We start from the raw sequence: 23,890 nt of genomic DNA on the forward strand, positions 1-23,890 counted from the left end.
GGGAGCCGGGGGCTCAGGCGGAGGGTGCGCCCGCAGTGGGCGCGAGGGGCGGGGCGGCCACTAGAGGCGCGCGCCGCACGACTCGCGCACGACGAGCCGGGTGGGGAGGGTGACGGCGGGCGGGGCGGGCGCGTCGCCGCGGACGGCGCGGAGCACGGCGTCGATGGCCTGCGACCCCATCTCGTCGATGGGCACGTGGGCCGTGGTCAGGGCCGGTGTCACGTAGCGCGCGAGGGGGATGTCGTCGAAGCCCGCGAGGGCGACGTCGGCCGGCACGCGGAGGCCGGCGTCGCGGAGGGCTTGGAGGGCGCCGACGGCCATCGCGTCGTTGGCGCAGAACAGGGCCGTCGGGCGGGGCGAGAGGGCCAGAAAAGAGGCGGCGGCGGCGCGGCCCGAGGCTTCGGTAAAGTCGCCGGCCAGTTCGAGCACGGGGTCCGGCGCGAGGTCCGCCTCGGCGAGCGCGCGCCGGTAGCCGTCACGGCGGGCGCGGGCGTCGGCGTTCGGGGCGGGGCCAGAGACGAGGGCGATCCGGCGGTGCCCGAGCCCGGCGAGGTGGCGCGTCACGGCCTCCGCCGCGGCCGCGTTGTCGATGGCGACCGAGCCGTGGCCGGCGACCGCCCCGCCCAAAACCACGACGGGCAGGCCGGGCGGGAGGTTCTTGCGGAGCACGTCGGCCTCGATGTCGGGCGACATGACAACGAGCCCGTCGACGCGACCGACGAGCGTGCGGAGGGCGCGGACCAGCTCGGGCAGCCCGTCGTGGGCGCTCGCGAGGAGCGTGTGGTAGCGCGCCGCCCGCGCGGCCCGCTCGGCGCCGCGGATGACCTCGGAGTAGAAGCCGCCGTAGAGGTCGGGGAGCAGGACCCCGATGGTCTCGGTCGCAACCCGCTTCAGGTTCCGGGCCGTCCGGTTGGGGACGTAGCGGAGGCGCTCGGCCGTCTCCAGGATCCGGCGGCGGGTCTCCTCCCCGACCGGCCCGCTCGCGTTGAGCGCGCGGGACACGGTGGCGACGGAGACGCCGGCCTGTCGGGCTACCTCGCGCATGGTAACGGCCACTGTCCGGGAGCGCCTGTGGCCAGGGGGTTTGAGAAGCAGGGCGTTGGCCCCTCACGCTGTAGAGGAGCCGACTGTAATCGGTTACAGCGAGTGTACGGGGTTGCCCTCTCAGGGTCAAGCGAAGGCGGCGGTGGTCTGGTGAATTGCCGGCCCCTCCACCCGCCCCGCCCGGCGACTCCTCCCGTTCCGGCTCTCCGACGCCAGGATCGGCGGTCGGGACTCGACGTGTGATCCGCGATAGCGCGAGCGTTTCAGAAGAGCCTCGCGCGCTCGTCCCGAGCGACTCCGCCGCGGAATCCCCCAGTTCGTGTCAGACGGGGCCGCCGGGGCTACGCCTCGCGCTCCACCCCGCCCCGCCCTGGCTCCACGGACGGGGCGGGCGGGGCGGCCAGAAGGCGGGCGGCCAGCCGGTGCGGCGCCCGCTCGGCCGGGTCGAGCGCGGCGACCGCGTCGGCGAGGGCCGCGCCGCGCCCGCCGGCCCAGAACTGGCGGCGCCACTGCGCCTCGACGAGCCGCCGGACGCGGCGCCGCAGCCGGGCCTCGCGCGTCGCCTCGGCGTCGAGACCGGCGCGGTGCGCGTCGAGCGCCTCGACCACCCCGCCCACGCCCTCGTCGTTCAAAGCCGACGCCGTGACGACGGGCGGGGCGGCGGCGGCCCTCAGGTGGAGTGCCTGGCGGAGCGCGCGGACGAGCCGCCCGGCCTCGGGCTTGTCGGCCTTGTTGACGCAGAACACGTCGGCGACCTCCATGAGCCCGGCCTTCATCGCCTGGACCGCGTCCCCGGACTCCGGCACCAGGACCACGAGCGTGGTGTCGGTCGTCTCGGCCACGTCGATCTCGCCCTGCCCCACGCCGACCGTCTCGACCAGGACCACGTCGTAGCCGGCCGCGTCGAGCACGTCGCAGGCCGCCTCGGCCGCCTCGCTCAGCCCGCCCAGCGCGCCGCGCGCGGCCAGCGAGCGGACGAACACGCCGTCGTCCTCGGCCCAGCGGTCCATGCGCACGCGGTCGCCCAGGAGCGCCCCGCCCGTGAACGGGCTCGACGGGTCGACGGCGACGACGCCGACCGTCTGCCCCCGCGCCCGGAACGCGCCGACGAGCCGGTCCACGAGCGTCGACTTGCCGGCGCCGGGCGGGCCGGTCACGCCGACGCGCCACGCGCGGCCGGTGTGCGGGTAGAGCGCGTCGACGAGCGCGTCCGCCCCGCCCAGGTCGCCCGCTGCGCCGTCGCCTGCGGCGGTTTCAACGGCCGTGATCGCGCGGGCGACGGCGCGGCGGCGGCCGGCGAGCACGTCGTCGGCGAGGGCGGGGCGGTCGGGGGCGTCGGGCACGCAGGGCGGGGCGGTCGAGGGTGTCGGGGCGAGTGGAAGATCGCGCGGGCACGACGGCACAGTGCCCACCCCGCCCTCGCCGCGCCACCGGGCGGGGCGGGAGCGCTGGACGACGCCTCGGCCGCCACCCCGCCCTACCTGCTCTACCTGCTGGGCGGGGCGGCCTGGACCCTTTCTGCGCCCGCCACCCCGCCCGCAGCCTACGCTCCCGCATTCCGCCCACTCTCCACCCCGCCCCGCGGGTCGCGCCGCCTAGCTTGGCCGGCCCTCCCCGCCCCCGGCCCCATGCCCGACGCCCCGCACGCCCGCGCCCTCACGCCCACCGACGCCTCGGACCACGGCGACCGCACGCACACGAGCGGCGAGCTCCGCGAGAGCGACGCCGGCCAGACCGTCGTCCTCAAGGGCTGGGTCGACACGCGGCGCAACTTCGGCGGGCTCCAGTTTATCGACCTCCGCGACCGCTACGGGCTCACGCAGCTCGTGTTCAGCCCCGAGATCGACGCCGACCTCGCCGATCTCGCCGAGAAGCTCCGCGGCGAGGACGTGATCTCGGTGCGCGGCGAGGTCCGCGTGCGCGAGCGGAAAAACCCCGACATGGCGACGGGCGACGTCGAGGTCTACGTGTCGGACCTGGACGTGCTCGCGGTCTCCGACACGCCCCCGTTCGTGGTGTCGGCGGGCGATCCGAAGTCGACGCAGGCCGGCGACGAGCTCCGCCTGACGTACCGCTACCTCGACCTCCGCAAGCCGGCGCTCCAGAAGAACCTGCTCCTGCGCTCGAAGCTGTACCAGAGCGTCCGCCGCTACTTCGCGGACCGCGACTTTGTCGAGGTCGAGACGCCGGTCCTCATGAAGTCGACGCCCGAGGGCGCACGCGACTACCTCGTGCCCAGCCGCGTCCACCCGGGCCAGTTCTACGCGCTCCCGCAGTCGCCGCAGACGTACAAGCAGATCCTGATGGTGGCCGGCATGGACCGCTACGTCCAGATCACGAAGTGCTTCCGCGACGAGGACCTCCGCGCCGACCGCCAGCCCGAGTTCACGCAGATCGACGTCGAGATGACGTTCGCGACCGAGGAGGGCGTCTACGCGCTCGTCGAGGGGCTCATCGCGGACGTCTGGCGCGACACGCGCGGCATCGAGATCGAGACGCCGTTCCCCCACGTGACCTACGCCGAGGCGCTCCGCCGCTACGGGTCCGACAAGCCCGACCTCCGCTTCGGCATGGAGATCGCCGACGTGAGCGGGGCGGTGGAGGGCTCGGGCTTCACGGTGTTCGACTCGATCCTGGACGCGGGCGGGGCGGTCGTCGCGATCCGCGTCGAGGGCGAGGGCGACCGCGGGCGCAAGCCGATGGACAAGCTGGACAAGGACGTCGTCCGCAAGCAGATCGGCGCCGGCGGCCTGTTCTACGCCAAGCTCCCGAGCGACGGGTCCGAGTTTTCGCAGTCCGTCAAGGACGAGGTGTTCGGCCGCGACCGGATGCAGGCCGTGATCGACGCGGTCGGCGCCGAGGCGGGCGACCTCGTACTCGTTCTGGCGGGGCCGCAGCCGACGGTGTTCGAGCAGATGGGCAGCCTCCGCCTGCACATGGCGCGCGAGACCGGGCTCGTCCCCGAGGGCGCCGATGGCCCGTGGCGGTTCCTCTGGGTGACCGACTTCCCGCTCCTCGAGTACAGCGAGGACGACGGCCGCTACTACGCCATGCACCACCCGTTCACGAGCCCGGCGCCCGAGGACATGGGCAAGCTCGACAGCGCCCCGGGCGAGGTGCGAGCCCGCGCCTACGACCTCGTCCTCAACGGGTCCGAGGTCGGCGGCGGCTCCATCCGCATCCACCGCGCCGACGTGCAGCGCCGGATGTTCGACCTGCTGGGGATCTCGGACGAGGAGGCCGAGCGGCGGTTCGGGTTTTTGCTGGACGCCCTCCGCTACGGCGCCCCGCCCCACGGCGGCATCGCGCTGGGCCTGGACCGGCTCGTCATGCTCCTCACCGGGGCGACGTCGCTCCGCGACGTGATCGCGTTCCCCAAGACGCAGCAGGCGACCGAGCTCATGTCGTCGGCGCCGGCCGCCGTCGACCCCGAGCAGCTCGCCGAGCTCCACATCGAGACGACCGCCGCCCCGCCCGACGTGGACACGACGCAGCCGCTCTCGGCGGACCCGACGTAAGGGGAGGGATACGGGATGGAGGGATCGAGAGATGGGGCGGGGCGGTGCCGGACCACCCCGCCCTCGGACGGTCGCCCGAGCCGCCCCGCCCTCGGTGCGAGCGCGGGGGCGGGGCGGCCGCTCTGCCCATCCCTCCGTCCCGCATCCCTCGATCCCTCCCCTACGCCTCCTGCCGGCCGTCGTCGCGCATGGCCGCGAGCGCGCTCAGGTCGACGGCCCGCAGCGCCGCCTCCAGGTCGGCGTCGTCCACGCCCCGCCCGGTCACGTTGACGAGGAAGCGGTCGGCGACGACGAGGCTGAACTCGCCGCGCCGCGAGCCGGTGTCGTACGTGCGGTACCCCTTGCTCTCGCCCAGGCGGACCGTTTTCTCGTAGCCCGTCGCCGTCTCGCGGTCGACGTCGGTCATCGTCCACGCGGCGCCCATCATGCCCATCGCCGGGACGGCGCCCATGTCGGTGACCTTGACGCTGACGGTCGAGTCGCCGGCGCCGTAGTCGGCCGAGGCCTCGGAGATCGAGAAGCCCATCGAGCCCTGCTTAGCGCCCTCGACGTCCGTCCGCTCCAGGCCCACGAGGGTCTCGGGCAGGAGGTCGCGGAGGCGGCGGAAGTCGACGGGCTCGGCGGGCGCCTGGTTGGCCGTCTCCTCCATCTGCTCGACGGCGGCGGCCATTTCTTGAGCGCGCCCGAACAGGCCGGTCTCGCCCGTATCCTCGACGTCGCCGCCGTAGTCGTCGGAGCCGCCGCACCCGGCGAGCGGGGCGGCCAGGAGGGCGAGGGCGGCGAGGAGCGGGAGGCGGGGCATGGCGGGGAGGGAGGTCTACCCTCCTGTACGCAAAGGGCTGACCGCGCAGGTCATCCCCCACCAAAACAGCACCGCCCCGCTCAGTCACGCGGCGGGTGGGGCGGGAGCCCACGGTGCAGGACGACCCGACAGGCGCCCACTCCGAACCCCGCCCCGCCCCGCCCGTCTCAGGAAGCGCGGACCCGTCCGGCGGCGCCCACGACACGGTGGGCACGCCGGGCGGGGCGGCCCGACCGGCCGCCGCCGCTCTCCGGGTCCGCCCCGGCCCGCAAGGCGCGGGCGGGGCGGCCCTTGCCCCTCCCCCACCCCGCCCTCTGGTTTTTTATGTCCCTCCACGCCGTCATCATGGCCGGCGGCATCGGCAGCCGGTTCTGGCCGCGCAGCCGCCGCGCCACCCCCAAGCAGTTTCTCGACGTGTTCGGCGAGGCGTCGATGATTCAGAACACGTTCGCTCGGCTCCAGCCGCTCGTCGAGCCCGAGAACGTGCTCGTAGTGACCAACGCCGACTACATCGAGCAGACGCACGCGCACCTCCCGGCCGTCCCCCGCGAGAACGTGCTCGGCGAGCCGGTCGCCCGGAACACAGCGCCGTGCGTGGCACTGGCCGCCGCGCGGCTCCACGCGCTCGACCCCAACGCGACGATGGTCGTGCTCCCGGCCGACCACCTCATCACGAACGTCGAGCGGTTCCACGAGGTGCTCCAGGCCGCCGCCGAGGCCGCCCAGCCGCAGGGCGACGGTCCCGGCCCGCTCGTGACGATCGGGATCCGCCCGACCCACCCCGAGACCGGCTACGGCTACATCCAGTTCGACGCCGACGGCGACACGGACGGCATCGCCGACGACGGCACGGACGACGCGCCGCGTGCCCACCGCGTGCTCACGTTCGCCGAGAAGCCCGACCTCCAGACGGCCGAGCGCTTTCTCGACGCCGGCGACTTCCTCTGGAACTCGGGCATGTTCATCTGGCGTGCCGACGCCATTCTGGCCGCCTTCGAGCGCTACCTCCCCAAGGTCTACGCCCTGTTCGCCCCGCTCGAGGACGCGTTTGGGACCCCGCGCGAGGCCGAGGCCATCGCCGACGCCTACGAGCGGAGCCCGAAGATCTCGATCGACTACGGGGTCATGGAGCAGGCCGACAGCGTGCTCGTCGTCCCGGGCTCGTTCGGGTGGAGCGACGTCGGCGACTGGCGGGCGGTCCACGAGCTCTCGGACCAGGACGAGGCCGGCAACCGGGCCGAGGGCAACGTGATCCTCAAGGACACGGCGCGGAGCTTCGCGCGGAGCACCGAGGACCGGCTCCTCGTCCTCGTCGGCATGGAGGACGCCGTCGTGGTCGACACGGGCGACGCCGTCCTGGTGTGCCACCGCGAGCAGGCCCAGAAGGTGAAGGACGTCGTCGACTTCCTGGGCGTCCACGGCATGGACGACTACACCTAAGCCGGACGTGGCCGCGGGCGGCCGCGGGCGGGGTGGCCCGCCGCGCGGATCTGCCCGCCCCGCCCCACGGCGGAGACGCGGCTGCGGAGAGAGGCGCCGGCAGAAAGGGGGCGGGACGGTCCGCGAGGGCGGAGGCCGCTCCCGCGTGCGCGCCCGCTCCTCCTGGCTCAGGAGCGGGCCTCCGCCCCGCCCCGCGCTGGAGACGCAACGACGGGGCGGGGCGGGTAAGGCACGAACCTCCAGAGCTGGTAGAAGAGGGCGGGGCGGACGCACATAGGCCGCACCTGATGAAGGGGACCTGTCACCGCGCCCCCTTCTCTTGGTCTTGACTCGGCTGGAGAAACCGGGCAGAGGAGGCCACGTACTGACCCGCTCGTTTCTAAAGTGACCAGGAAGTCACCTGTTGAACCCGTCGTTTCCAGTGCCGACCTCCACCCCGCCCGCCCCCACGCTCGGCCGCCGCGAACGCGAGCGGCTCCTGCGACGGGCGGCGATGCTCGACGCCGCCCTCGCCGTGTTCGCCGAGAACGGCTACGCCGGCGCGTCGGTCGACGAGATCGCCGAGCGGGCCGAGTTCGGGAAGGGGACGATCTACAACTACTTCCCCGGCGGCAAGGACGAGCTGTTCCTGACGCTGTTCGAGGAGCGCGTCGTCGGCTGGCTCCACGAGGTCGTCGCGCGCTCGTTTCCCGACGACACGGACCTGTCCACCCCGCCCGCCGCGCGGGCCGCTTTCCGCGGGTTTATTGGGGCGCTCCTCCGCCAGTTCAGCGAGAGCCGCGAGGCGCTCCTCATGTTCATGAAGGAGGGCTACCGGACGCGGCTCGACGTCGAGCACGAGGCGGCGTTCAGCCAGCACTTCCTGAGCGTCATCGAGGCCGTCGCCCGGCCGATCGAGGCCGCCGTCGCGGCCGGCGCGCTCCGCCCCCTCCCCGCCCGGACCGTCGCCCACGTGCTCATGGGCAACGTCCGCGGCTACCTCATGGCCGAAGTCGACGCCGAGTGCGACCCGTCGGGCACGTTCGAGCCGGCCCCGTTCGGTTCCTCTAGCGAGGCCGCCGAGTTCCTCACGACCGTCCTCTTCGACGGCCTCCTCGCCCCCTAGCCATGCCCGCCCCGCTCCGCCCCGGCGGCCCCGCGGCCCTCGCCGCCGCGCTGACCGTCTGGTTCGCGCTCGCCGCCCCGGCCCCGGCCCAGACGACCGACCCGCCGGCCGCCCCGCCCCGCTCGGCCCCCGCCGCGCCGGCCGCCGTGGGCGGGGCGGTGACCGACCCGGCCCGGTTCCCCGACCGCGCCACGGCTCTGCCCGCGCTGGACGCGGGCGGGGCGGTGGTCTCGCTGTCGCTCGACGACGCCATCCAGATCGCCCTCCAGCGGGCCTACGCCATCCGCCTGGCCGAGCTCGACGTGGCGAACGCGCGCGCGCAGGTCCGCGAGGCGTACGGCGGCCTGTTCCCGCTCGTCGACGTGGCCAGCTCGTACACGCGCAACGTGGTCCAGGCCAACCCGTTCGCGGGCTCGGCGGCCGGCGGCCTGTTCGGCGGGCTCGGGGCCATCGGGTGGCTCCAGTACAACGAGGTCGCGCGGACCGACGGCGACCCGACGACCGAGACGCTCACGCTCACGGAGTACAACCGGCGCGTGCTCGAAGGCCAGCAGGCCATCGGGTTCGACCCGGCTGCCGAGTCGGGCAACCCGTTCGGGACCGACAACCAGTTTCTCAACACGCTCTCGCTGAGCCAGCCGATCTACAACGGCTCGGCGTTCGCGGCCGTCCGCGGCGCGCGCGGGCTGGTCGAGATCAACGAGGCGGCCGTCGAGCAGCGCCGCGACGAGACCATCCACCAGGCGCGCGTGGCCTACTACGGCGCGCTCCTGGCGGGGCGGCAGGCGGCCGTCCAGCGGGCGTCGGTCGAGCGCGCGCGCGAAACGTTCGAGGACGCGTCGCTGCTCGTGGCCCAGGGCGTGCGGCCCGTGCTGGAGCGTCTCAACGCCGAAGTCGACCTCGCCAACGCCGAGACCCAGCTCGCCCAGGCCGACGCTCAGGCGTCGACGGCCCGCGACCAGCTCCTGCTCGCGCTGGGGCTCCCGGTGACGGCGCCGGTCGTGCTCGAGAGCGACCTCGCCCCGCCCCGCCCCGCCCTGTTCCAAACCGTCGGGCTCGCGGCCGCCGCCGCGACCGCCCTCGACCTCCGCCCCGACGTCCGCCAGGCGGCGCTGGCCGTGCGGCTGAACGAGGTCCAGCGGGACATCACGCGCGCGGCGGCCTACCCACGGCTCAGCGCGTTCGCGACCGCCAGCTACTCGGGCAACGTCCCCGACGACCGGACGGCCGTGTTCGCGCCCGACCCGCGCGACCCGTTCACGTTTACCGAGTCGTCGTCCGGGTTTTTCTCGGGCGACTACTGGCAGCCGTCGCTGGCCGTCGGCGTCCGCCTGGGCTGGACGCTGTTCGACGGGTTCCAGACGCGGTACCGGGCGCAGCAGGATCAGATCGTCATCGACCAGGCCCAGGTCCAGCTCGAGCAGGTGCGGAACGCGGCCCAACTCGAAGTGGCGACCGCCATCCGCCAGCTCCAAAGCGCGCAGTCGCGGCTGGGCTCGCAGTCGCAGACGGTCGAGACGGCCCAGACGGCGTTCGCGTTCGCCTCGGCCCGCCTCGAAGAAGGCGTCGCCAGCCAGGTCGATGTCCGCGTGGCGACGCAGAACCTGGACCTCGCCCGGCTCAACTACCTCCAGGCCGTCTACGACGCGCTCGTCGCCCGGAGCGACTACGAGCGGGCGACGGGCACCATCCTCCCCGCCCCGCTCGACGAGACGGTCCGCCCCGCTCCGCCGACAGCCGCCCGCTGAGACCGCCGCCCCGCCCGTACCGCTCGGGCGGGGCGGGGCGGCCGACTCCCCCGTCTGCACGGGCGTCCACGGGGCGCCCCCACTCCTCCTCCCCATGCGTTTCCTCCCTCTCCGACCCGCCGTGCTCGCCGCCGGCCTCGTGCTCGCCGCCGGCCTCGTGCTCGCCGCCTGCGGCGGGGAGGAGCCCGCCGAGACGGCCGAGGCCCCCGCCGACCGCGCGGTCCCCGTCGACGTGCTCGTGGCCCAGCCCGGCCTGTTCGAGGACGCCATCCAGCTGACGGGCACCGTCCAGGCCGACAACGACGCGAGGCTCTCGCCCGACGTGCCCGGCACGCTGACCTACGTGGCCGCCGTCGGCACGTCGGTGCGGGCGGGGCAGACCGTCGCCCGGGTCCGCGCGGCGTCGCAGCAGGCCGGCGTGAGCCAGGCGCGCGCCCAGGCCGGCACGGCCGAGGCCGGCATCGCCCAGGCCCAGGCCGGCGTCGAGGCCGCCCGCGCCCAGCGCCAGGCGGCCCAGGCCCAGCTCGACCTGGCGCAGGAGCAGTACACCCGCCAGCTCCCGCTCTACCGCGACTCCATCCTCTCGGCCCTCGAGTTCCGCCAGGTCGAGCAGCAGCTGGCGTCGGCCCGCGCCCAGGTCGCCCAGGCCGACGCCGGGATCGCCCAGGCGGAGGGGCAGCTCCGCGCCTCGCGCGCCCAGGTCTCGGCCGCGAACGCGGGCGTGCAGAGCGCGCAGTCGCAGCTCGCCAACACGCGCATCGTGGCCCCGTTCGCCGGCGTCGTCGAGGCCCGGCTGATGGAGCCCGGCGAGCTCGCGAGCCCGGGCCAGCCGGTCGTGCGCCTGGTCGGCGGCGGCGGCGTCAAGGTGACGGCCGGCGTGCCCGAGCGGTACGCCGGCGAGATCGAGGTCGGCACGCAGGTCCGCGTGGCGCCCAACGCCTACACGGTCGAGCCGCGCGGGGGCCGCGTCTCGTTCGTCGGCCTCGCCATTGACGACGCCTCGCGGACGTTCCCCATCGAGGTCGCCGTCGAGAACGCCGACCGCGCGCTCAAGCCGTCGATGGTCGTCCGCCTCGACGTCACGCGCGACGTGCTCGACGGCGCCATCTCGGTCCCGCAGCAGGCCGTCGTCCGCGACGAGCGGGGCACGAGCGTGTTCGTCGCCGTCCCGGCCCAGGGCACGGGCACCGTCGCCGCGCGGCGCGTCGTCGAGCTCGGCCCGTCGTCGGGCGACGAGGTCGTGCTCACGTCCGGCGTCGAGGCCGGCGACCGGATCATCGTGTCCGGCCAGGCCGACCTCGCCGAGGGCGACCTCGTCCGCATCGACGAACGCGTGGCGCGGACCGAGTGACGGGCGAGGGGTGATGAGCACCGACCTCCTACCGCCCCGCCCCAGCCGCCCGTAGCGCCGTTGCATGCAACGGCGCCCGCCCCGCCCAACGCGCACCGCCCCGCCTAGCGCACGCCCGCCCCGCCCAGCGCTCCTCGCCCGTCCCCCGCCCCGCCATGAGCATCCCCGACCTCGCCATCAACAACCGGGTCGCCGTCGTCGTGCTGACGGTGGCGCTCACGCTGGCCGGGCTCGTCGCCTACGTGGCGCTCCCGAAGGAGAGCCAGCCGCAGATCGAATTCGCAACGATCGTGGTGACCACGATCTACCCCGGCGCGAGCCCCGACGACATCGAGGCCATCATCACGCAGGAGGTGGAGCGCGAGGTGAACTCGATTTCGGGTCTCGACGAGCTACGGTCGACGAGCACCGAGGGCGTCTCGACCGTCATCGCCGAGTTCCTGCCGGACAAGGACATCAACGAGGCCAGCCGCGAGGTCCGCGAGGCCGTCGACCTGGCCAAGACCGAGTTTCCCGCCGACGTCGAGGAGCCGATCGTGTCCGAGATCGACGTGAGCGAGTTCCCAGTCCTCACCGTCAACCTCCTCACCGCCGGCTCCCTCTCCGACCTCCGCGAGACGGCCGAGGACCTCCAGGACGAGATCGAGGGCGTCCCCGGCGTGCTCGAAGTCGACCTCCTGGGCGGGTTGGAGCGCGAGGTCCAGGTCGACGCCGACCTCACGGCGCTCCAGGGCTACAACCTGTCGATCAACGACCTCGTCACGGCCGTCCAGACCGAGAACACGAACATCCCCGGCGGCTCCATCGACGTCGGCCCCGAAAACTACCTCGTCCGCGTCGACGGCGAGTTCGACGACCCGTCCGAGATCCTCGACCTCGTGGTCGCCGCCCCGGGCGGGGTGCCGGTCTACGTCCGCGACCTGGCCGACGTCCGGTTCGGGTACAAGGACCGCGAGAGCTACGCGCGGCTCGAAGTGCTCCAGCGCGAGAACGCCGACGGCGAGCCGGTCCCGGTCGAGGGCGCCGAGGACCTGCAGGTCATCCGGCTCAACGTCAAAAAGCAGGCGGGCGAGAACATCATCGAGGTCGTCGACGGCGTCGAGCGCGCCATCGAGGACTACGCGCTCCCGTCGGGGACGAGCTACGTGCTCACCGGCGACCAGTCCGAGGAGGTCGAGTCGCTGGTCAAGGACCTCGAAAACAACATCATCGCGGGCATCCTCTTCGTGATCGCGGTGCTCCTGTTCTTCCTCGGCGTGCGGAACGCGGCGCTCGTGGGCGTGGCGATCCCGCTGTCCATGTTCCTGAGCTTCCTCGTGTTCAGCGTCATGGGCGAGACGCTCAACTTCATCATCCTCTTCAGCCTCATCATCGCGCTGGGGATGCTGGTCGACAACGCCGTCGTCATCATCGAGAACATCTACCGCTACCGGGAGGAGGGCTACGGCCGGTGGGAGGCGGCGCGCGAGGCCACGAACGAGGTCGGCCTGGCCGTGGCCGCGTCGACGGCGACGACGGTTGCGGCGTTCGCGCCGATGCTCCTGTGGCCTGGCATCATCGGCAAGTTCATGAGCTACATGCCGCTCACGCTCATCGTGACGCTGCTCTCGAGCCTGTTCGTGGCGCTCGTCATCAACCCGGTCATCACGGGCTACTTCATGGAGACCGACGAGGAGGCCACGGCGCGGCGGGCCGCCCCGCCCAGCCCGACGGCGCGGAAGGTGGGGCTGGGCCTCGTCGCGTTCACGGCGCTCGTGGTCGGCGTCGCGAACTGGAAGACGCTCGTGTTCCTGGCCGTCGCCGTGCCGGGCCTCTACGCCCTCTACAAGTACGCGCTGGAGCCCGCCCACCACCGCTTCGCGCGGCGGACGGTGCCGGCCATGACGGCCCGCTACCGGGCGTTCCTCGCCTGGATGCTCCAGCGCGACTACGACGCCCCGCGGGCCATGCTCCGCAACACGTTCGCGCTGGGCGCCTTCACGGTCGGCTTCCTGCTCCTCGTCGCCGGGGCGGCCGTCAACGCCGCCGCCCCGCCCGCGGGGTGGATTTTGATCGCGCCGGGCGGGGTGGCGCTGGTGGCCGGCCTGCTCGGGTTCGTGGTCCACAGCCTGGAGACGGCGTTCCTGGGCGGGCGCACGAGCGTCCGCGTGGGGCTCGTGTTCGGGGCCGTCGTGGCGGTGCTCGTGGTGCTCCTCGTGCTCTCGGGGCGGATCGACGTGTCGACGCTTGAGGGCGTGGAGGTGATCGTGGGGATGTTCCTCCTCCCCGCCCTCGTCGCCGGCGCCGGCGCGCTCGGCGTCGTGTTCGGGCCGGGCGGCCGCCGCGACGCGACGCGGAACGGGGACGCCGCGCACAACGGGCGGAACGGCAACGAGCGGGGCGGGGCGGGGCGGAACGGGGCGGGGCGGACGACGGCCGACGGCCAGCCGTACCTGATCCTCACCGACAACCGGGCGCGGCTCCTCACGGCGACGATGGGGCTGCTCGTCGGTGTGATCGCGCTGTTTTTCGTGGCGCCGACGGGCGTCGAGTTTTTCCCGACGACCGACCCCAACCTCATCCAGATCACGGCCGAGGCGCCGACCGGGACCACGATCGAGCGCTCGAACGAGGTGGCCGGCGAGGTCTTCGGGCGCGTCCAGGCGCTCGTCGAGGAGGACCCGGCCTCGGCGGCCAACACCGAGAACATCTCGACGAGCGTCGGGGTCGGCGGCGACGCCGCGTTCGGGGGCGGGGCGGCCTCGGCCGAGCGCTCGCGCGTGACGCTCAACCTGGTCGACTACGCCGACCGCGCCGAGCCGTCCAGCATCACGCTCCGCCGCATCCGCGACCGGCTGGCCGGGCTCCCGGGCGTCGACCTCCAGGTGGAGCAGAACCAGAACGGCCCGCCGACCGGGGCCGCCGTCAACATCGAGGTGTCGGGCGAGGCGTTCGACGAGATCCAGGACATCGCCGACGGCCTCAAGGCGAAGCTCGAAGAGGGCGTCGAGAGCGGGGCGATTACGGGCCTCGTCGACATCCGCGACAACCTGGGGTCGGGGCGGCCCGAGTACCGGGTCGAGATCGACCGCGAGCGGGCGGCGGCGTTCGGGCTCTCGACGCAGCAGGTGGCGTTCGCCGTGCGCGGGGCCATCAACGGGATCGAAGCGAGCCAGTACCGCGACGGCAAGGACGAGTACGACGTGACGGTCCGGCTCCGCGAGGCGGACCGCGAGAACCTCCGCCAGCTCGAGAGCCTGACGGTCCTGGCCGAGGGCCGGCAGGTCCCGCTCGTGTCCGTCGCCCAGATCGTGCCGGCGAGCGGGCTGGGCAGCGTGACGCGGCTGGGCCAGGAGCGCGTGGTGACGGTCCAGGGCGACGCCGCGCCGGGCGCGAACGCGCAGGCCGTGCTCCAGGAGGTCCAGGCCTACCTCGCCGACGACGTGGCCGCCGTGCCGTCGGGCTACACGGTCGCCTACACGGGCGAGAGCGAGGACCAGCAGGAGAGCTTCGGCTTCCTCACGACGGCGCTCCTCATCGGGCTCTCGCTCATCTCGATCATCCTGATCGCCCAGTTCAACTCGGTCAAGAACCCGTTCATCATCATGGTCGCCGTGGGGCTCTCGCTCATCGGCGTGCTCCTGGGGCTCATCCTCACGCGGACGCCGTTCGGGCTGTTCACGTTCATCGGCGTGATCTCCCTCGCCGGCATCGTGGTCAACAACGCGATCGTGCTCGTGGACTACATCGAGCAGCTGCGGGCGCGCGGCGAGGACAAGCAGGAGGCGATTATCGACGGCGGGGCCACGCGGCTCCGGCCCGTGCTCCTGACGGCGTTCACGACCGTCATCGGCCTCATCCCGCTGACCTTCGGGATCAACATCGACTTTGTCGGGCTCATCGTGAACCTCGACCCGTCGTTCTCGATCGGGTCGGAAAACACGCAGTTCTGGGGGCCGATGGGGACGGCGATCATCTCGGGGCTCACGTTCGCGACGTTCCTCACGCTCGTCATCGTGCCCGTCATGTACTCGGCGTTCGACAGCCTGGCCGTCCGCCTCTCGTCAGCCACCGACGAGGCGACGGGCGGGGCGGACGCGGGCGGGGTGGACGACGGCGCGCTCGTGCTCGACGGCGACGGCGCCGCCGAGGGCCGCCCGCTCCCGGCCGTTGTGCGTGAAGGGTGACGCGTGACGGGCGAGGGGCAAAACCTTTCGGGGCGAGTGCCTTTTACCCGTCACCCACCGCCTGCCACCCCGCCCCGTCATGATCGAACGCCTGTTCCCGCCCGCCCCCCACGTCGTCGCCCTCCGCGTGGGCGGCCGCGTGACGACCGCCGACGTCGACCGCGCGAAGGCGGCGCTCGACGGCGCGCTCGCCGATCACGACCGGATCTCGTTCCTGCTCGTCGTCGACGGCGTCGGGTTCGTGGACCCGGCGGCGCTCGTCCGCGACATCGGCTACGGGATCGGGCAGGTCCAGAACCTGCCCCGGTTCCACCGGGCGGCCGTCGTGACGGGGCAGGGCTGGCTCCGCGCCGTCGTCGGCGCCGAGAACGCCGTGCTGCCAGGCGTCGAGGTTCGCGCCTTCTCGCCGGCCGACCGCGCGGCGGCCGAGGCGTGGGTGTCCGGGGAGCCGCCCCGCTCGCAGCCGGGGCTCGCGTGGCTGCCGGCCAACCGGCCGACGCTCGTGGCGTACGCCGTGCGCGGCGTGCTCCGGGCCGAGGACGTGGCCGCGTTCGGCGAGCGGCTCGACGCCGCGACGGCGGCCGGCGCGGTGGACGTGCTCGCGGTCGTCGAGGCGGCGCCGGTCCCCGGGCTCGACGCGCTGGGCACCGACCTCGCCCAGCTCCAGCTCCGCGCGCTCCGCGTCACGCGCCGCTACGCGGTCGTGGGCGGGGCGGGGTGGCTCGGGCAGGCGGTCTCGCTGATGGCCCCGCTCCTGCCGGTCCAGGTCAAGACGTTTGCGGCCGGCCAGGAGGCGGCGGCGCGGGCGTGGCTCGACGAGGGCCGCGACGACGCGGGCGCGACGCGCGACCTCCCCGCCCTGCCCGCGACGGTCGCCGATCTGCCCAAGGCCGACGACGCGGGCGGGGCGGACGACGCTGGGGCCGCCCCGCCCCCGGACGACCTGGGCAGCGTGCCGCCGGCCGGCACGCCGCCGCCGCTGCTGTAGCGGGCGGCGCCTTACGCTCTCTCTGCCACACCCGCCCCGCCCTCGTTCCACCGATGGCGCCGGGCGGGGCGGACCCTGCCGGCGCCCACCCGAGTACGTCCCGCTCCGCCCGCTCGGACCGCCCCGCCCGCATGCCGCCTCTCCACCCCGCCCTGCTCCTCCTCGTCCCCGGCCCGACCGGCGCTGTCGAAGGGTCCGGCTCGCTGACGCTGCTCGTCGTCTACGTCGTGCTCGCGATCGGCGTCTCGTTCCTGTGCTCGATCATGGAGGCCGTGCTGCTGAGCGTGACGCCGGCCTACGTCGGCGCGCTCGGCGACACGAACGCGGCGGCCGCCGATCGCCTCAAGGAGCTCAAGGCCGACGTGGACCGCCCGCTCGCGGCCATCCTCACGCTCAACACGATCGCCCACACGATCGGGGCGGCCGGCGCGGGCGCCGAGGCCGCCGGCTACTTCGGGGCGGCCTCGGTCGGCATCTTCTCGGCCGTCCTCACGCTGGGCATCCTGGTCCTTTCCGAGATCATCCCCAAGACCATCGGCGCCGTCTACTGGCGCGGCCTCGCCCCGCTCGTGTCCCGGCTCCTCGTCGGCATCGTGTTCGTGCTCAAGTGGACCGGGCTCATCTGGCTCTCGCAGGCCCTCACGAAGCTCATTGCGCGCGGCAAGAAGGAGGACTCGGTAAGCCGCGAGGAGCTGGCGGCGCTGGCCCAGATCGGGACCGAGGAGGGCGTGTTCGATGCGTCCGAGAGCCGCATCCTCCAGAGCCTGTTCCGCTTTAGCGAGCTCAAGACCCGCGACGTCATGACGCCGCGGACCGTCGTCGTGGCCTACCCCGAGGGCGCGCCGCTCCGCGAGATCGCCAATGACGGGACCCCGTTCTCGCGCCTCCCGCTCTACCGCGGCACCAAGGACACCGTGACCGGCTTCGTCCTGCGCGACGACGTGCTCCGGGCCGTGGCCGACGGACGGGGCGACGAGCCGTCCTCGACGGTCGCCCGCGACCTCCTGTCGGTCCCCGACTCGCTCCCGCTGCCCAAGCTGTTCGACCGGCTCCTGGAGCGGCGCGAGCACCTCGCGCTCGTTGTCGGTGAGTACGGGGGGACGGCCGGCGTGGTCTCGGTCGAGGACGTGGTCGAGACCATCCTCGGCCTCGAAATCGTCGACGAGGTCGACCGCGACGACGATATGCAGGCGGCGGCCCGGGCGCAGTGGGCCGAGCGGGCCACGCGACTCGGCCTGGTCGACGACCCCGCCGACGGGGCGGCCGTGGACGCGGCCGTCGAGCAGGCGGCGGCGGTTCAGTACGGGATCACGGGCGGCGAGCCGCCGGCGGTCTCGCCGGCCGAGCCTCGGAGGTAGCGGGCAGCAGATGCCCCCGCCCTGGCCGCGGGCGGGGTGGTCGGGGCAACCGGCGATCGCCCGGGGGCGGGGCGGGACGGTAAGGGCGACCGGCGGTCGCCCACTGGGTCGGGCGGCGCGTCCCCGATCCCAGCACCCGGCGAAGAATCCGCCCCGCCCCGGTGCGGCGTCCCCGGGCGGGGCGGCCTGTGGAGACATTGCGCCCACGCCGACCGCCCCGCCCGACCGCCCCGCCCGATGCGCCGCCTCGAAGACTTCTCCGACGCCGACCTCCGCGTCTTTGCCCGCCCCGCCCTGCCGCCGCCGGCCGCCATCCGCTCGGTCTACCTCATCGGGATCTGCGGGAAGGGGATGGGCGCGCTCGCCGAGCTGCTCGCCGAGGCCGGCTACGCCGTGCGCGGGTCGGACGAGGCCGCCTACCCGCCCATGTCGACGCGCCTCGCCGCGGCCGGCATCGAGGTCCTCGAAGGCTACGACGCGGCCCACCTCGACGGCCCCGACGGCCCGCCCGACCTCGTCGTCGTGGGCAACGCGGCCGTGCCGACGCACCCCGAGGCGGCGGCAGCGCGCGAGCGCGGGCTCGTGCAGGCGTCGCTGCCCGAGACCCTCGCCCACCTGTTCCTGGCCGAGCGCCGCCCCGCCGTCGTCGCCGGCACGCACGGGAAGACGACGACGACGGGGATGCTCGTCCACGTGCTCCGCGAGGCCGGGCTCGACCCCGGCTTCCTCGTCGGCGGCGTGCTCGTGGGCGAGGCGCGGACGAGCGGGCTGGGGAGCGGAGCGGCGTTCTGTGTCGAGGGCGACGAGTACGACGCGGCCTACTTCGACAAGCGGCCCAAGATGATCCTCTACCGGCCGTACCGGGCCGTCGTCACGTCGCTGGAGTTCGACCACGCCGACATCTACGCCGACTGGGACGAGTACCAGCGGGCGTTCCACGCCTTCGTCTCGCTGCCGCCGCCCGACGGCCTCCTCGTCCTCAACGGCGAGGAGCTCGAGGTCCGCGCGCTCGCCGAGTGGTCGTGGGCGCGCGTGCGGCTCTACGGCGAGGAAGGCGCGCCGGGTGGGCCGTTCGACGTGGCCGCCCGCGACCTCGCGACCGAGGACGGCGCCCAGCGGTTCACGCTCGTCGTGGGCGGGGAGGCCGTCGCGCGCGTCCGCCTCCCGCTCGGCGGGCGGTACAACGCGCTCAACGCGCTCGCGGTCGCGGCCGTGGCCCTCGACGCCGGGGCTACGCCGCAGCAGGTGGCCGACGGGCTCGCCTCGTTCGCCGGCATGAAGCGGCGCCAGGAGGTGGCCTACGATGGCCGCGTGCTCGTCGTCGACGACTTTGCCCACCACCCGACGGCCGTCGAGGCGACCGTCCGCGGCGTCCGCGAGCGGTGGCCGGGGCGGCGCGTCGTGGCCGTGTTCGAGCCGCGGTCGAACTCGTCGCGGCGGGCCGCCTTCGAGTCCCCGTACGCCCGCGCGCTCGCCGCCGCCGACGCCGTGTTCCTCTCCACCCCGCCCCTCCGCCACAACGACGACCCGGCCCACTTTCTCGACGCCGAGGCCGTCGCCGCGTCGGTCCGCGAGGGCGGCACGCCGGCCGCGGCCTACGCCTCCGCCGACGCGCTCCTCCCCGACCTCCTGGCGGACCTGCGCGACGGCGACCTCGCGCTCGTCATGTCCAACGGCTCGTTCGACGGCCTCGTCGGCAAGCTGGCGGACGCGCTGGCGGGGAGGAACGGAGGGGCGGACGAGGGATAAGGGGGAGCCGCCCCGCCCGCGCCACGAGAGGAACCCGCCGGGCGGGGCGGCCGCCGTCTCTGTCTATTCCTCCATGCCCGATCCCTCCATCCCTCGAACGGACGCCCTCGGCCGGCCGGTGCGCCTGGCCGCCCCGCCCCGGCGCATCGTCTCGCTCGTCCCGTCGCAGACGGAGCTGTTGGCCGACCTCGAGCTGGACGACGAGGTCGTCGGGCTCACGCGGTTCTGCGTCCACCCGGACGGCTGGAAGGCGGCCAAGACGATCGTAGGCGGGACGAAGAACGTCAACGTCGAGCGCGTGCGTGGGCTCCGGCCCGACCTCGTGATCGCAAACAAGGAGGAGAACGTCCGTGAGCAGGTCGAGGCCGTCGCCGCGTTCTGCCCGGTCTACGTGACGGACGTGGCCGACGTGGACGGCGCGGTCGCCATGATCCGCGACGTCGGCGCGCTCGTCGGCCGCGCGGCGCGGGCGGGGCGGATTGCCGACGAGGTCGAGGGCGGGTTCGCTGCCCTCGCGGCCGCCCCGCCCGCATCGAGTCCGCCCGCATCGAGTCCGCCCCGCACCGAGCGCGCGCTCTACCTCATCTGGCGCGACCCGTGGATGGCAGTCGGCGGCGACACGATCATTTCGGATGTGCTGGAGCGGGGCGGCTGGGCCAACGCGACCTCCAGCCGCGACCGCTACCCGACGCTCTCAGATCAGGACATCGACCAACTCGCGCCGGACGTGGTCATGCTCTCGTCCGAGCCGTACCCGTTCCAGGCCAAGCACGTGGCCGAGGTCCAGGCGCTCGCGCCGGCCGCCCGCGTCGTGCTCGTCGACGGCGAGGCGTTCTCGTGGTACGGGAGCCGCCTCCGGCACACGCCGGCCGTTCTCCGCACGCTCCGCGCGGGCGGGGCGGAGGCCAGCGGGGCGGACCGCTAGCCCAAGCGACCGGCCGCCCAGCAGGCCGAGGGCCTGGGGGCGGGGGCGGGTTCGGGCCGGTCCGCACGGGCGGGGTGGTTGGACTTCGTGTGAGGCCGAGGCCGTGTCAGGGACGCGTGGAACTACGGCGCCGCCGCGGGATCGGACCTGACGAACTCATTCCCCTCTCTCTATGATCTTCTCCCCTCCCACCGACCGCCCCGCCCTCGACGCCGGAACCTTCGACCTCGGCGACGGCCTGACCATCCACCGCCTCGGCTACGGCGCCATGCGGATCACGGGCAAGGGCATCTGGGGTCCGCCCAAGGACCACGACGAGTCCGTCCGCGTGCTGAAGCGGGCGGTCGAGCTCGGGATCGACTTTGTCGACACGGCCGACAGCTACGGCCCCTTCGTCAGCGAGGACCTGATCGCCGAGGCGCTCGCGCCGTACGACGACGTCGTGATCGCGACAAAGGGCGGCCTCCTGCGGACCGGCCCGAACGAGTGGCCGGTCCTGGGCAAGCCGTCGTATCTCCGCCAGGCCGTCCAGATGTCGCTCCGCCGGCTGAAGCTGGACACCATTCCGCTCTACCAGCTCCACCGGATCGACCCCGAGGTCGACCGCGACGAGCAGTTTGCCGCGCTCAAGGAGTTCCAGGACGAGGGCTGGGTCCGCCTCGTCGGCCTCAGCGAGGTCGACGTCGACGAGATCAAGGCGGCGCAGGACTTCGGCCTGTCCATCGTGACGGTCCAGAACGAGTACAACCTGGGCAACCGGAAGCACGAGGACGTGGTCGACTTTTGCGAGAGCGAGGGCATCGGCTTTATCCCGTGGTTCCCGCTCAACGCCGGCAAGCTGGCCGACGACGGGACGCTCGACGACGCGGCCAACGAGGTGAGCGCGTCGCCGTCGCAGGTGGCGCTCGCGTGGCTCCTCAAGCGGTCGCCCGTGATGCTCCCGATCCCGGGCACGTCGAGCGTCGAGCACCTCGAAGAGAACACGGCCGCGGCCGCGCTCGACCTGCCCGACGCCGTGTTTGACCGCCTCGATCAGGCCACTCGCGACGCGAGCTAGGTCCGCACCGAAGCGCCGATTCTGCCCTGCCTGGGGCTGTTTCCGTCTGAGGATTTCCTTAGGGACGGCGCTCAGACGTTCCTCAAAGTGGGCGGGGCGGCCTGCGTTCGCTCTTTCCTGCTCCCAAGGGTTGCTGCTCCACCGCGAGGCGCGGCGTGGCGCCTTGACGACGCCGTCCGGGTGTGTTGTCTTGGAGCATGACCGTCCGCCACCCCACCCCCTCCGTTGTCCACGACGCGACCGCCCCGGCCCGGCCGGCGGCGGTCCGCTCGGCGTGCGGTGAGGGCGGGGCGGTGCGCTCCGACGCGGCCCGCGCGGACGCCGCCCCGCCCGTGGTGGCGGAGGCCGAACGTGCGCCCTGCCGGTGCGGAGAGCCGGAGCGCACGGCTCGTCCTGGGCGGCCCGCTTTTCCTGGTTCGGCGCACGGCGTGCGTCTCGGCACAGGCGCACGGAGCGCCGGCCGCCTTCCCAGGTTCGGGTTCTCCCCGGTGCTCCGGGGTTCCCGCCCCCAATAGATTGCGAGTTGCTCTACGCGGCCAAACACTGCCTCTTCTGAAGGTTAGGCCGTCACCCTGGTAGACATGAACCTTCCCAACACATCGACCGAACGCCTGACGCAGGTGGTCCACCTCTACCTCGCGGTGGCGGACACGGCGTCGGGCGAGCACGAGCCCCACGAGCGCCAGCTCGCCATCGACCTGATGCGGCGGTGGGAGCCGCGGTGCGACGAGGAGGCCATCGAGGCCATCGTCGACACGGCTTACGTCGCGGCCCGGTCGGGCTACGAGGTCGACCGGATCGTCGGCGAACTCCGCGAGGCGCTCTCGTTCGAGGACCGGAACCGGCTGCTCGCCGACCTCGGCCGGATTGCCCGGGCTGACGGCCACCTCACGCTCCGCGAGGCCGAGATCATCGGCCAGATCCGGTCCGCTTTCCGCCGCGGCGGCGAGCCCCACCCGAGGCCCGAGGCCTGACCGCCCCGCCCCGCCCGCTGGGGCGAAGACGAAACGAAGAGAGCCGCGCCCATCTCCGGGCGCGGCTCTCTTTTTGTCTGGGGCCGAGGGCGGGGTCGCCGCCCCGCCCTCACGCCGCCGGCGTCCAGGCGTCGACCTTGTCCTCGATGTAGCGGCGGACGTTCTCGGCCGGGATCCGGTCCTGCTCCATCGAGTCCCGGTCGCGGACGGTCACGGTCCCGTCCTCTAGCGTGTCGCCGTCGACGGTGATGGCGAACGGCGTCCCGACCTCGTCCTGGCGGCGGTAGCGGCGGCCGACGGCGCCCTTCTCGTCGTAGGTCACGTTGAACTGCCGGCGGAGGTCGGCCTCGATCTTGTGGGCCGCCTCGGGCATCCCGCCCTTCTTGACGAGCGGGAACACGGCGGCCGTGAACGGGGCGAGGGCGGGGTGGAACCGGAGGACCGTCCGCGTCTCGGTCTTGTCGCCGTTCGTGACCTCCTCCTCGGTGTAGGCGTCGCAGAGCACCATGAGGATCGTTCGGTCGAGGCCGACCGACGTCTCGACGACGTAGGGGAGGTAGCGCTCCTGCGTCTGCGGGTCGAAGTACTCCAGCTTTTTGCCGCTGAACTCCTGGTGCCGGCTCAGGTCGTAGTCGGTCCGGCTGTGGACGCCCTCGACCTCGTTCCACCCGAACGGGTACTCGTACTGGACGTCTTGGGCGGCGTCGGCGTAGTGGGCCAGCTTTTCGTGCTCGTGCCACCGCAGCTTCTCGGGGCGGATGCCGTTGGCGCGGTGCCACGCCATGCGCCGCTCGGACCACTCGTTGTAGGCCGCGATCTGCTCGCCGGGCTTGACGAAGTACTGCATCTCCATCTGCTCGAACTCGCGCATGCGGAAGATGAACTGGCGCGCGACGATCTCGTTGCGGAAGGCCTTCCCGATCTGGGCGATCCCGAACGGGACCTGCTGCCGGGCCGTCTCGGCGACCGTCTTAAAGTGGACGAAGATGCCCTGGGCCGTCTCGGGGCGGAGGTAGATCCGGTCGTCCTCGCCGGCGACGGCGCCCACGCGCGTCTCGAACATGAGGTTGAACTGGCGGACGTCGGTCCAGTCGAAGGCGCCCGAGTCGGGGCTCTTGATCTCCTCGTCCTGGATGATCTGGCCGAGGGCCGAGGCCGGGTCGTCGGCGTTGAGGGCGGCCACGAAGCGGCCGTAGACGGCGTCGGCCTCGTCGTCCTTGCCCTTCGAGCGGAGCTTGTCGACGTGGCCCTCGATGAGTTGGTCGGCCCGGTAGCGCCGCTTCGAGGCTTTGTCGTCGATCATGGGGTCCGAGAACGCATCGACGTGGCCGGACGCCTTCCAGACGGTCGGGTGCATGAGGATGGCGGCGTCGAGCCCGACGACGTTGTCGTGCTCGCGGACCATCGCGTTCCACCACCGCTCGCGGACGTTCCGCTTGAGCTCGACGCCGAGCGGGCCGTAGTCGTACACGGCGCCCAGCCCGCCGTAGATCTCGGACGACGGGTAGAGGAAGCCGCGGCGCTTGGCGAGGGAGACGATCGTGTCGAGGTCGGCCATGTCGGATGTGTAAGGAGCCCGCAAGATCGGGGCGGGGCGGGGCGGGGCGGCGAACGGCGGTCGAAAAGCGCGGGCTAGGTTGGGACCGCCCCGCCCCCAGAACCGCC

16 protein-coding genes are annotated in these 23,890 nt (G+C 73.3%); 12 read left to right on the top strand and 4 right to left on the bottom strand.

Annotated features, from left to right (window positions below):
- Positions 1 to 60: 60 nt before the first annotated feature.
- On the bottom strand, positions 61 to 1,044 hold the full coding sequence (locus tag RQM47_RS00115; protein WP_311662352.1) for a LacI family DNA-binding transcriptional regulator: 984 nt from the start codon (positions 1,042 to 1,044) through the stop codon (positions 61 to 63).
- 341 nt (positions 1,045 to 1,385) lie between these two features.
- Positions 1,386 to 2,387 carry a methylmalonyl Co-A mutase-associated GTPase MeaB gene (meaB, locus tag RQM47_RS00120; RefSeq protein WP_311662353.1) on the bottom strand — a complete coding sequence of 334 codons (1,002 nt, stop codon included), beginning with the start codon at positions 2,385 to 2,387 and terminating at the stop codon, positions 1,386 to 1,388.
- A 285-nt stretch (positions 2,388 to 2,672) separates the two neighbouring features.
- Between meaB and aspS the strand changes: the two genes are divergently transcribed.
- A complete protein-coding gene (gene aspS, locus RQM47_RS00125) occupies positions 2,673 to 4,562 on the top strand; it encodes an aspartate--tRNA ligase (RefSeq protein WP_311662354.1) in 1,890 nt (629 codons plus the stop codon).
- A gap of 160 nt (positions 4,563 to 4,722) precedes the next feature.
- On the opposite strand, the gene RQM47_RS00130 is transcribed toward aspS, so the two are convergent.
- Positions 4,723 to 5,364 (bottom strand): hypothetical protein, encoded by a 642-nt coding sequence (locus RQM47_RS00130; RefSeq protein ID WP_314006893.1) that lies wholly within the window; start codon positions 5,362 to 5,364, stop codon positions 4,723 to 4,725.
- Positions 5,365 to 5,688: 324 nt separating this feature from the next.
- Between RQM47_RS00130 and RQM47_RS00135 the strand changes: the two genes are divergently transcribed.
- The 11 genes from RQM47_RS00135 to RQM47_RS00185 all read left to right on the top strand — a co-directional run bounded on the left by RQM47_RS00135 (position 5,689) and on the right by RQM47_RS00185 (position 22,225).
- Positions 5,689 to 6,804 (top strand): mannose-1-phosphate guanylyltransferase, encoded by a 1,116-nt coding sequence (locus RQM47_RS00135; protein ID WP_314006896.1) that lies wholly within the window; start codon positions 5,689 to 5,691, stop codon positions 6,802 to 6,804.
- 421 nt (positions 6,805 to 7,225) lie between these two features.
- On the top strand, positions 7,226 to 7,909 hold the full coding sequence (locus RQM47_RS00140; RefSeq protein WP_314006898.1) for a TetR/AcrR family transcriptional regulator: 684 nt from the start codon (positions 7,226 to 7,228) through the stop codon (positions 7,907 to 7,909).
- 2 nt (positions 7,910 to 7,911) lie between these two features.
- A complete protein-coding gene (locus tag RQM47_RS00145; protein WP_314006901.1) occupies positions 7,912 to 9,657 on the top strand; it encodes a TolC family protein in 1,746 nt (581 codons plus the stop codon).
- A gap of 94 nt (positions 9,658 to 9,751) precedes the next feature.
- Complete coding sequence (locus RQM47_RS00150) at positions 9,752 to 11,008, top strand: efflux RND transporter periplasmic adaptor subunit (protein WP_311662359.1); 1,257 nt, start codon at positions 9,752 to 9,754, stop codon at positions 11,006 to 11,008.
- 155 nt (positions 11,009 to 11,163) lie between these two features.
- Positions 11,164 to 15,174, top strand: coding sequence for an efflux RND transporter permease subunit (locus tag RQM47_RS00155; protein WP_314006904.1), 4,011 nt, complete (start codon positions 11,164 to 11,166; stop codon positions 15,172 to 15,174).
- Positions 15,175 to 15,253: 79 nt separating this feature from the next.
- A complete protein-coding gene (locus RQM47_RS00160; RefSeq protein ID WP_311662362.1) occupies positions 15,254 to 16,162 on the top strand; it encodes an STAS/SEC14 domain-containing protein in 909 nt (302 codons plus the stop codon).
- A 131-nt stretch (positions 16,163 to 16,293) separates the two neighbouring features.
- Entirely contained in the window at positions 16,294 to 17,520 is a 1,227-nt protein-coding gene (locus tag RQM47_RS00165; protein ID WP_311662363.1) for a hemolysin family protein, read from the top strand.
- Positions 17,521 to 17,757: 237 nt separating this feature from the next.
- Complete coding sequence (gene murC, locus RQM47_RS00170) at positions 17,758 to 19,269, top strand: UDP-N-acetylmuramate--L-alanine ligase (RefSeq protein ID WP_314006906.1); 1,512 nt, start codon at positions 17,758 to 17,760, stop codon at positions 19,267 to 19,269.
- 73 nt (positions 19,270 to 19,342) lie between these two features.
- On the top strand, positions 19,343 to 20,194 hold the full coding sequence (locus tag RQM47_RS00175) for a helical backbone metal receptor (protein WP_311662365.1): 852 nt from the start codon (positions 19,343 to 19,345) through the stop codon (positions 20,192 to 20,194).
- A gap of 172 nt (positions 20,195 to 20,366) precedes the next feature.
- The gene (locus RQM47_RS00180) at positions 20,367 to 21,251 is read left to right on the top strand and encodes an aldo/keto reductase (RefSeq protein ID WP_311662366.1); all 885 of its coding nucleotides are present in this window, start codon (positions 20,367 to 20,369) and stop codon (positions 21,249 to 21,251) included.
- 581 nt (positions 21,252 to 21,832) lie between these two features.
- A complete protein-coding gene (locus RQM47_RS00185) occupies positions 21,833 to 22,225 on the top strand; it encodes a TerB family tellurite resistance protein (RefSeq protein ID WP_311662368.1) in 393 nt (130 codons plus the stop codon).
- 109 nt (positions 22,226 to 22,334) lie between these two features.
- On the opposite strand, the gene RQM47_RS00190 is transcribed toward RQM47_RS00185, so the two are convergent.
- On the bottom strand, positions 22,335 to 23,783 hold the full coding sequence (locus tag RQM47_RS00190; protein WP_314006907.1) for a glycine--tRNA ligase: 1,449 nt from the start codon (positions 23,781 to 23,783) through the stop codon (positions 22,335 to 22,337).
- Positions 23,784 to 23,890: the final 107 nt, after the last annotated feature.

It is taken from the genome of Rubrivirga sp. S365, from assembly GCF_032248475.1.
Taxonomy (GTDB): Bacteria; Bacteroidota; Rhodothermia; order Rhodothermales; family Rubricoccaceae; genus Rubrivirga; species Rubrivirga litoralis.

Bases quoted from the DNA above. Each gene is read 5' to 3' on its own strand.
- RQM47_RS00115 (WP_311662352.1), bottom strand. From the start codon at position 1,044: ATGCGCGAGGTAGCCCGACAGGCCGGCGTCTCCGTCGCCACCGTGTCC.
- aspS (WP_311662354.1), top strand. From the start codon at position 2,673: ATGCCCGACGCCCCGCACGCCCGCGCCCTCACGCCCACCGACGCCTCG.
- RQM47_RS00130 (WP_314006893.1), bottom strand. From the start codon at position 5,364: ATGCCCCGCCTCCCGCTCCTCGCCGCCCTCGCCCTCCTGGCCGCCCCG.
- RQM47_RS00135 (WP_314006896.1), top strand. From the start codon at position 5,689: ATGTCCCTCCACGCCGTCATCATGGCCGGCGGCATCGGCAGCCGGTTC.
- RQM47_RS00145 (WP_314006901.1), top strand. From the start codon at position 7,912: ATGCCCGCCCCGCTCCGCCCCGGCGGCCCCGCGGCCCTCGCCGCCGCG.
- RQM47_RS00150 (WP_311662359.1), top strand. From the start codon at position 9,752: ATGCGTTTCCTCCCTCTCCGACCCGCCGTGCTCGCCGCCGGCCTCGTG.
- RQM47_RS00155 (WP_314006904.1), top strand. From the start codon at position 11,164: ATGAGCATCCCCGACCTCGCCATCAACAACCGGGTCGCCGTCGTCGTG.
- RQM47_RS00160 (WP_311662362.1), top strand. From the start codon at position 15,254: ATGATCGAACGCCTGTTCCCGCCCGCCCCCCACGTCGTCGCCCTCCGC.
- RQM47_RS00165 (WP_311662363.1), top strand. From the start codon at position 16,294: ATGCCGCCTCTCCACCCCGCCCTGCTCCTCCTCGTCCCCGGCCCGACC.
- murC (WP_314006906.1), top strand. From the start codon at position 17,758: ATGCGCCGCCTCGAAGACTTCTCCGACGCCGACCTCCGCGTCTTTGCC.
- RQM47_RS00175 (WP_311662365.1), top strand. From the start codon at position 19,343: ATGCCCGATCCCTCCATCCCTCGAACGGACGCCCTCGGCCGGCCGGTG.
- RQM47_RS00180 (WP_311662366.1), top strand. From the start codon at position 20,367: ATGATCTTCTCCCCTCCCACCGACCGCCCCGCCCTCGACGCCGGAACC.
- RQM47_RS00185 (WP_311662368.1), top strand. From the start codon at position 21,833: ATGAACCTTCCCAACACATCGACCGAACGCCTGACGCAGGTGGTCCAC.
- RQM47_RS00190 (WP_314006907.1), bottom strand. From the start codon at position 23,783: ATGGCCGACCTCGACACGATCGTCTCCCTCGCCAAGCGCCGCGGCTTC.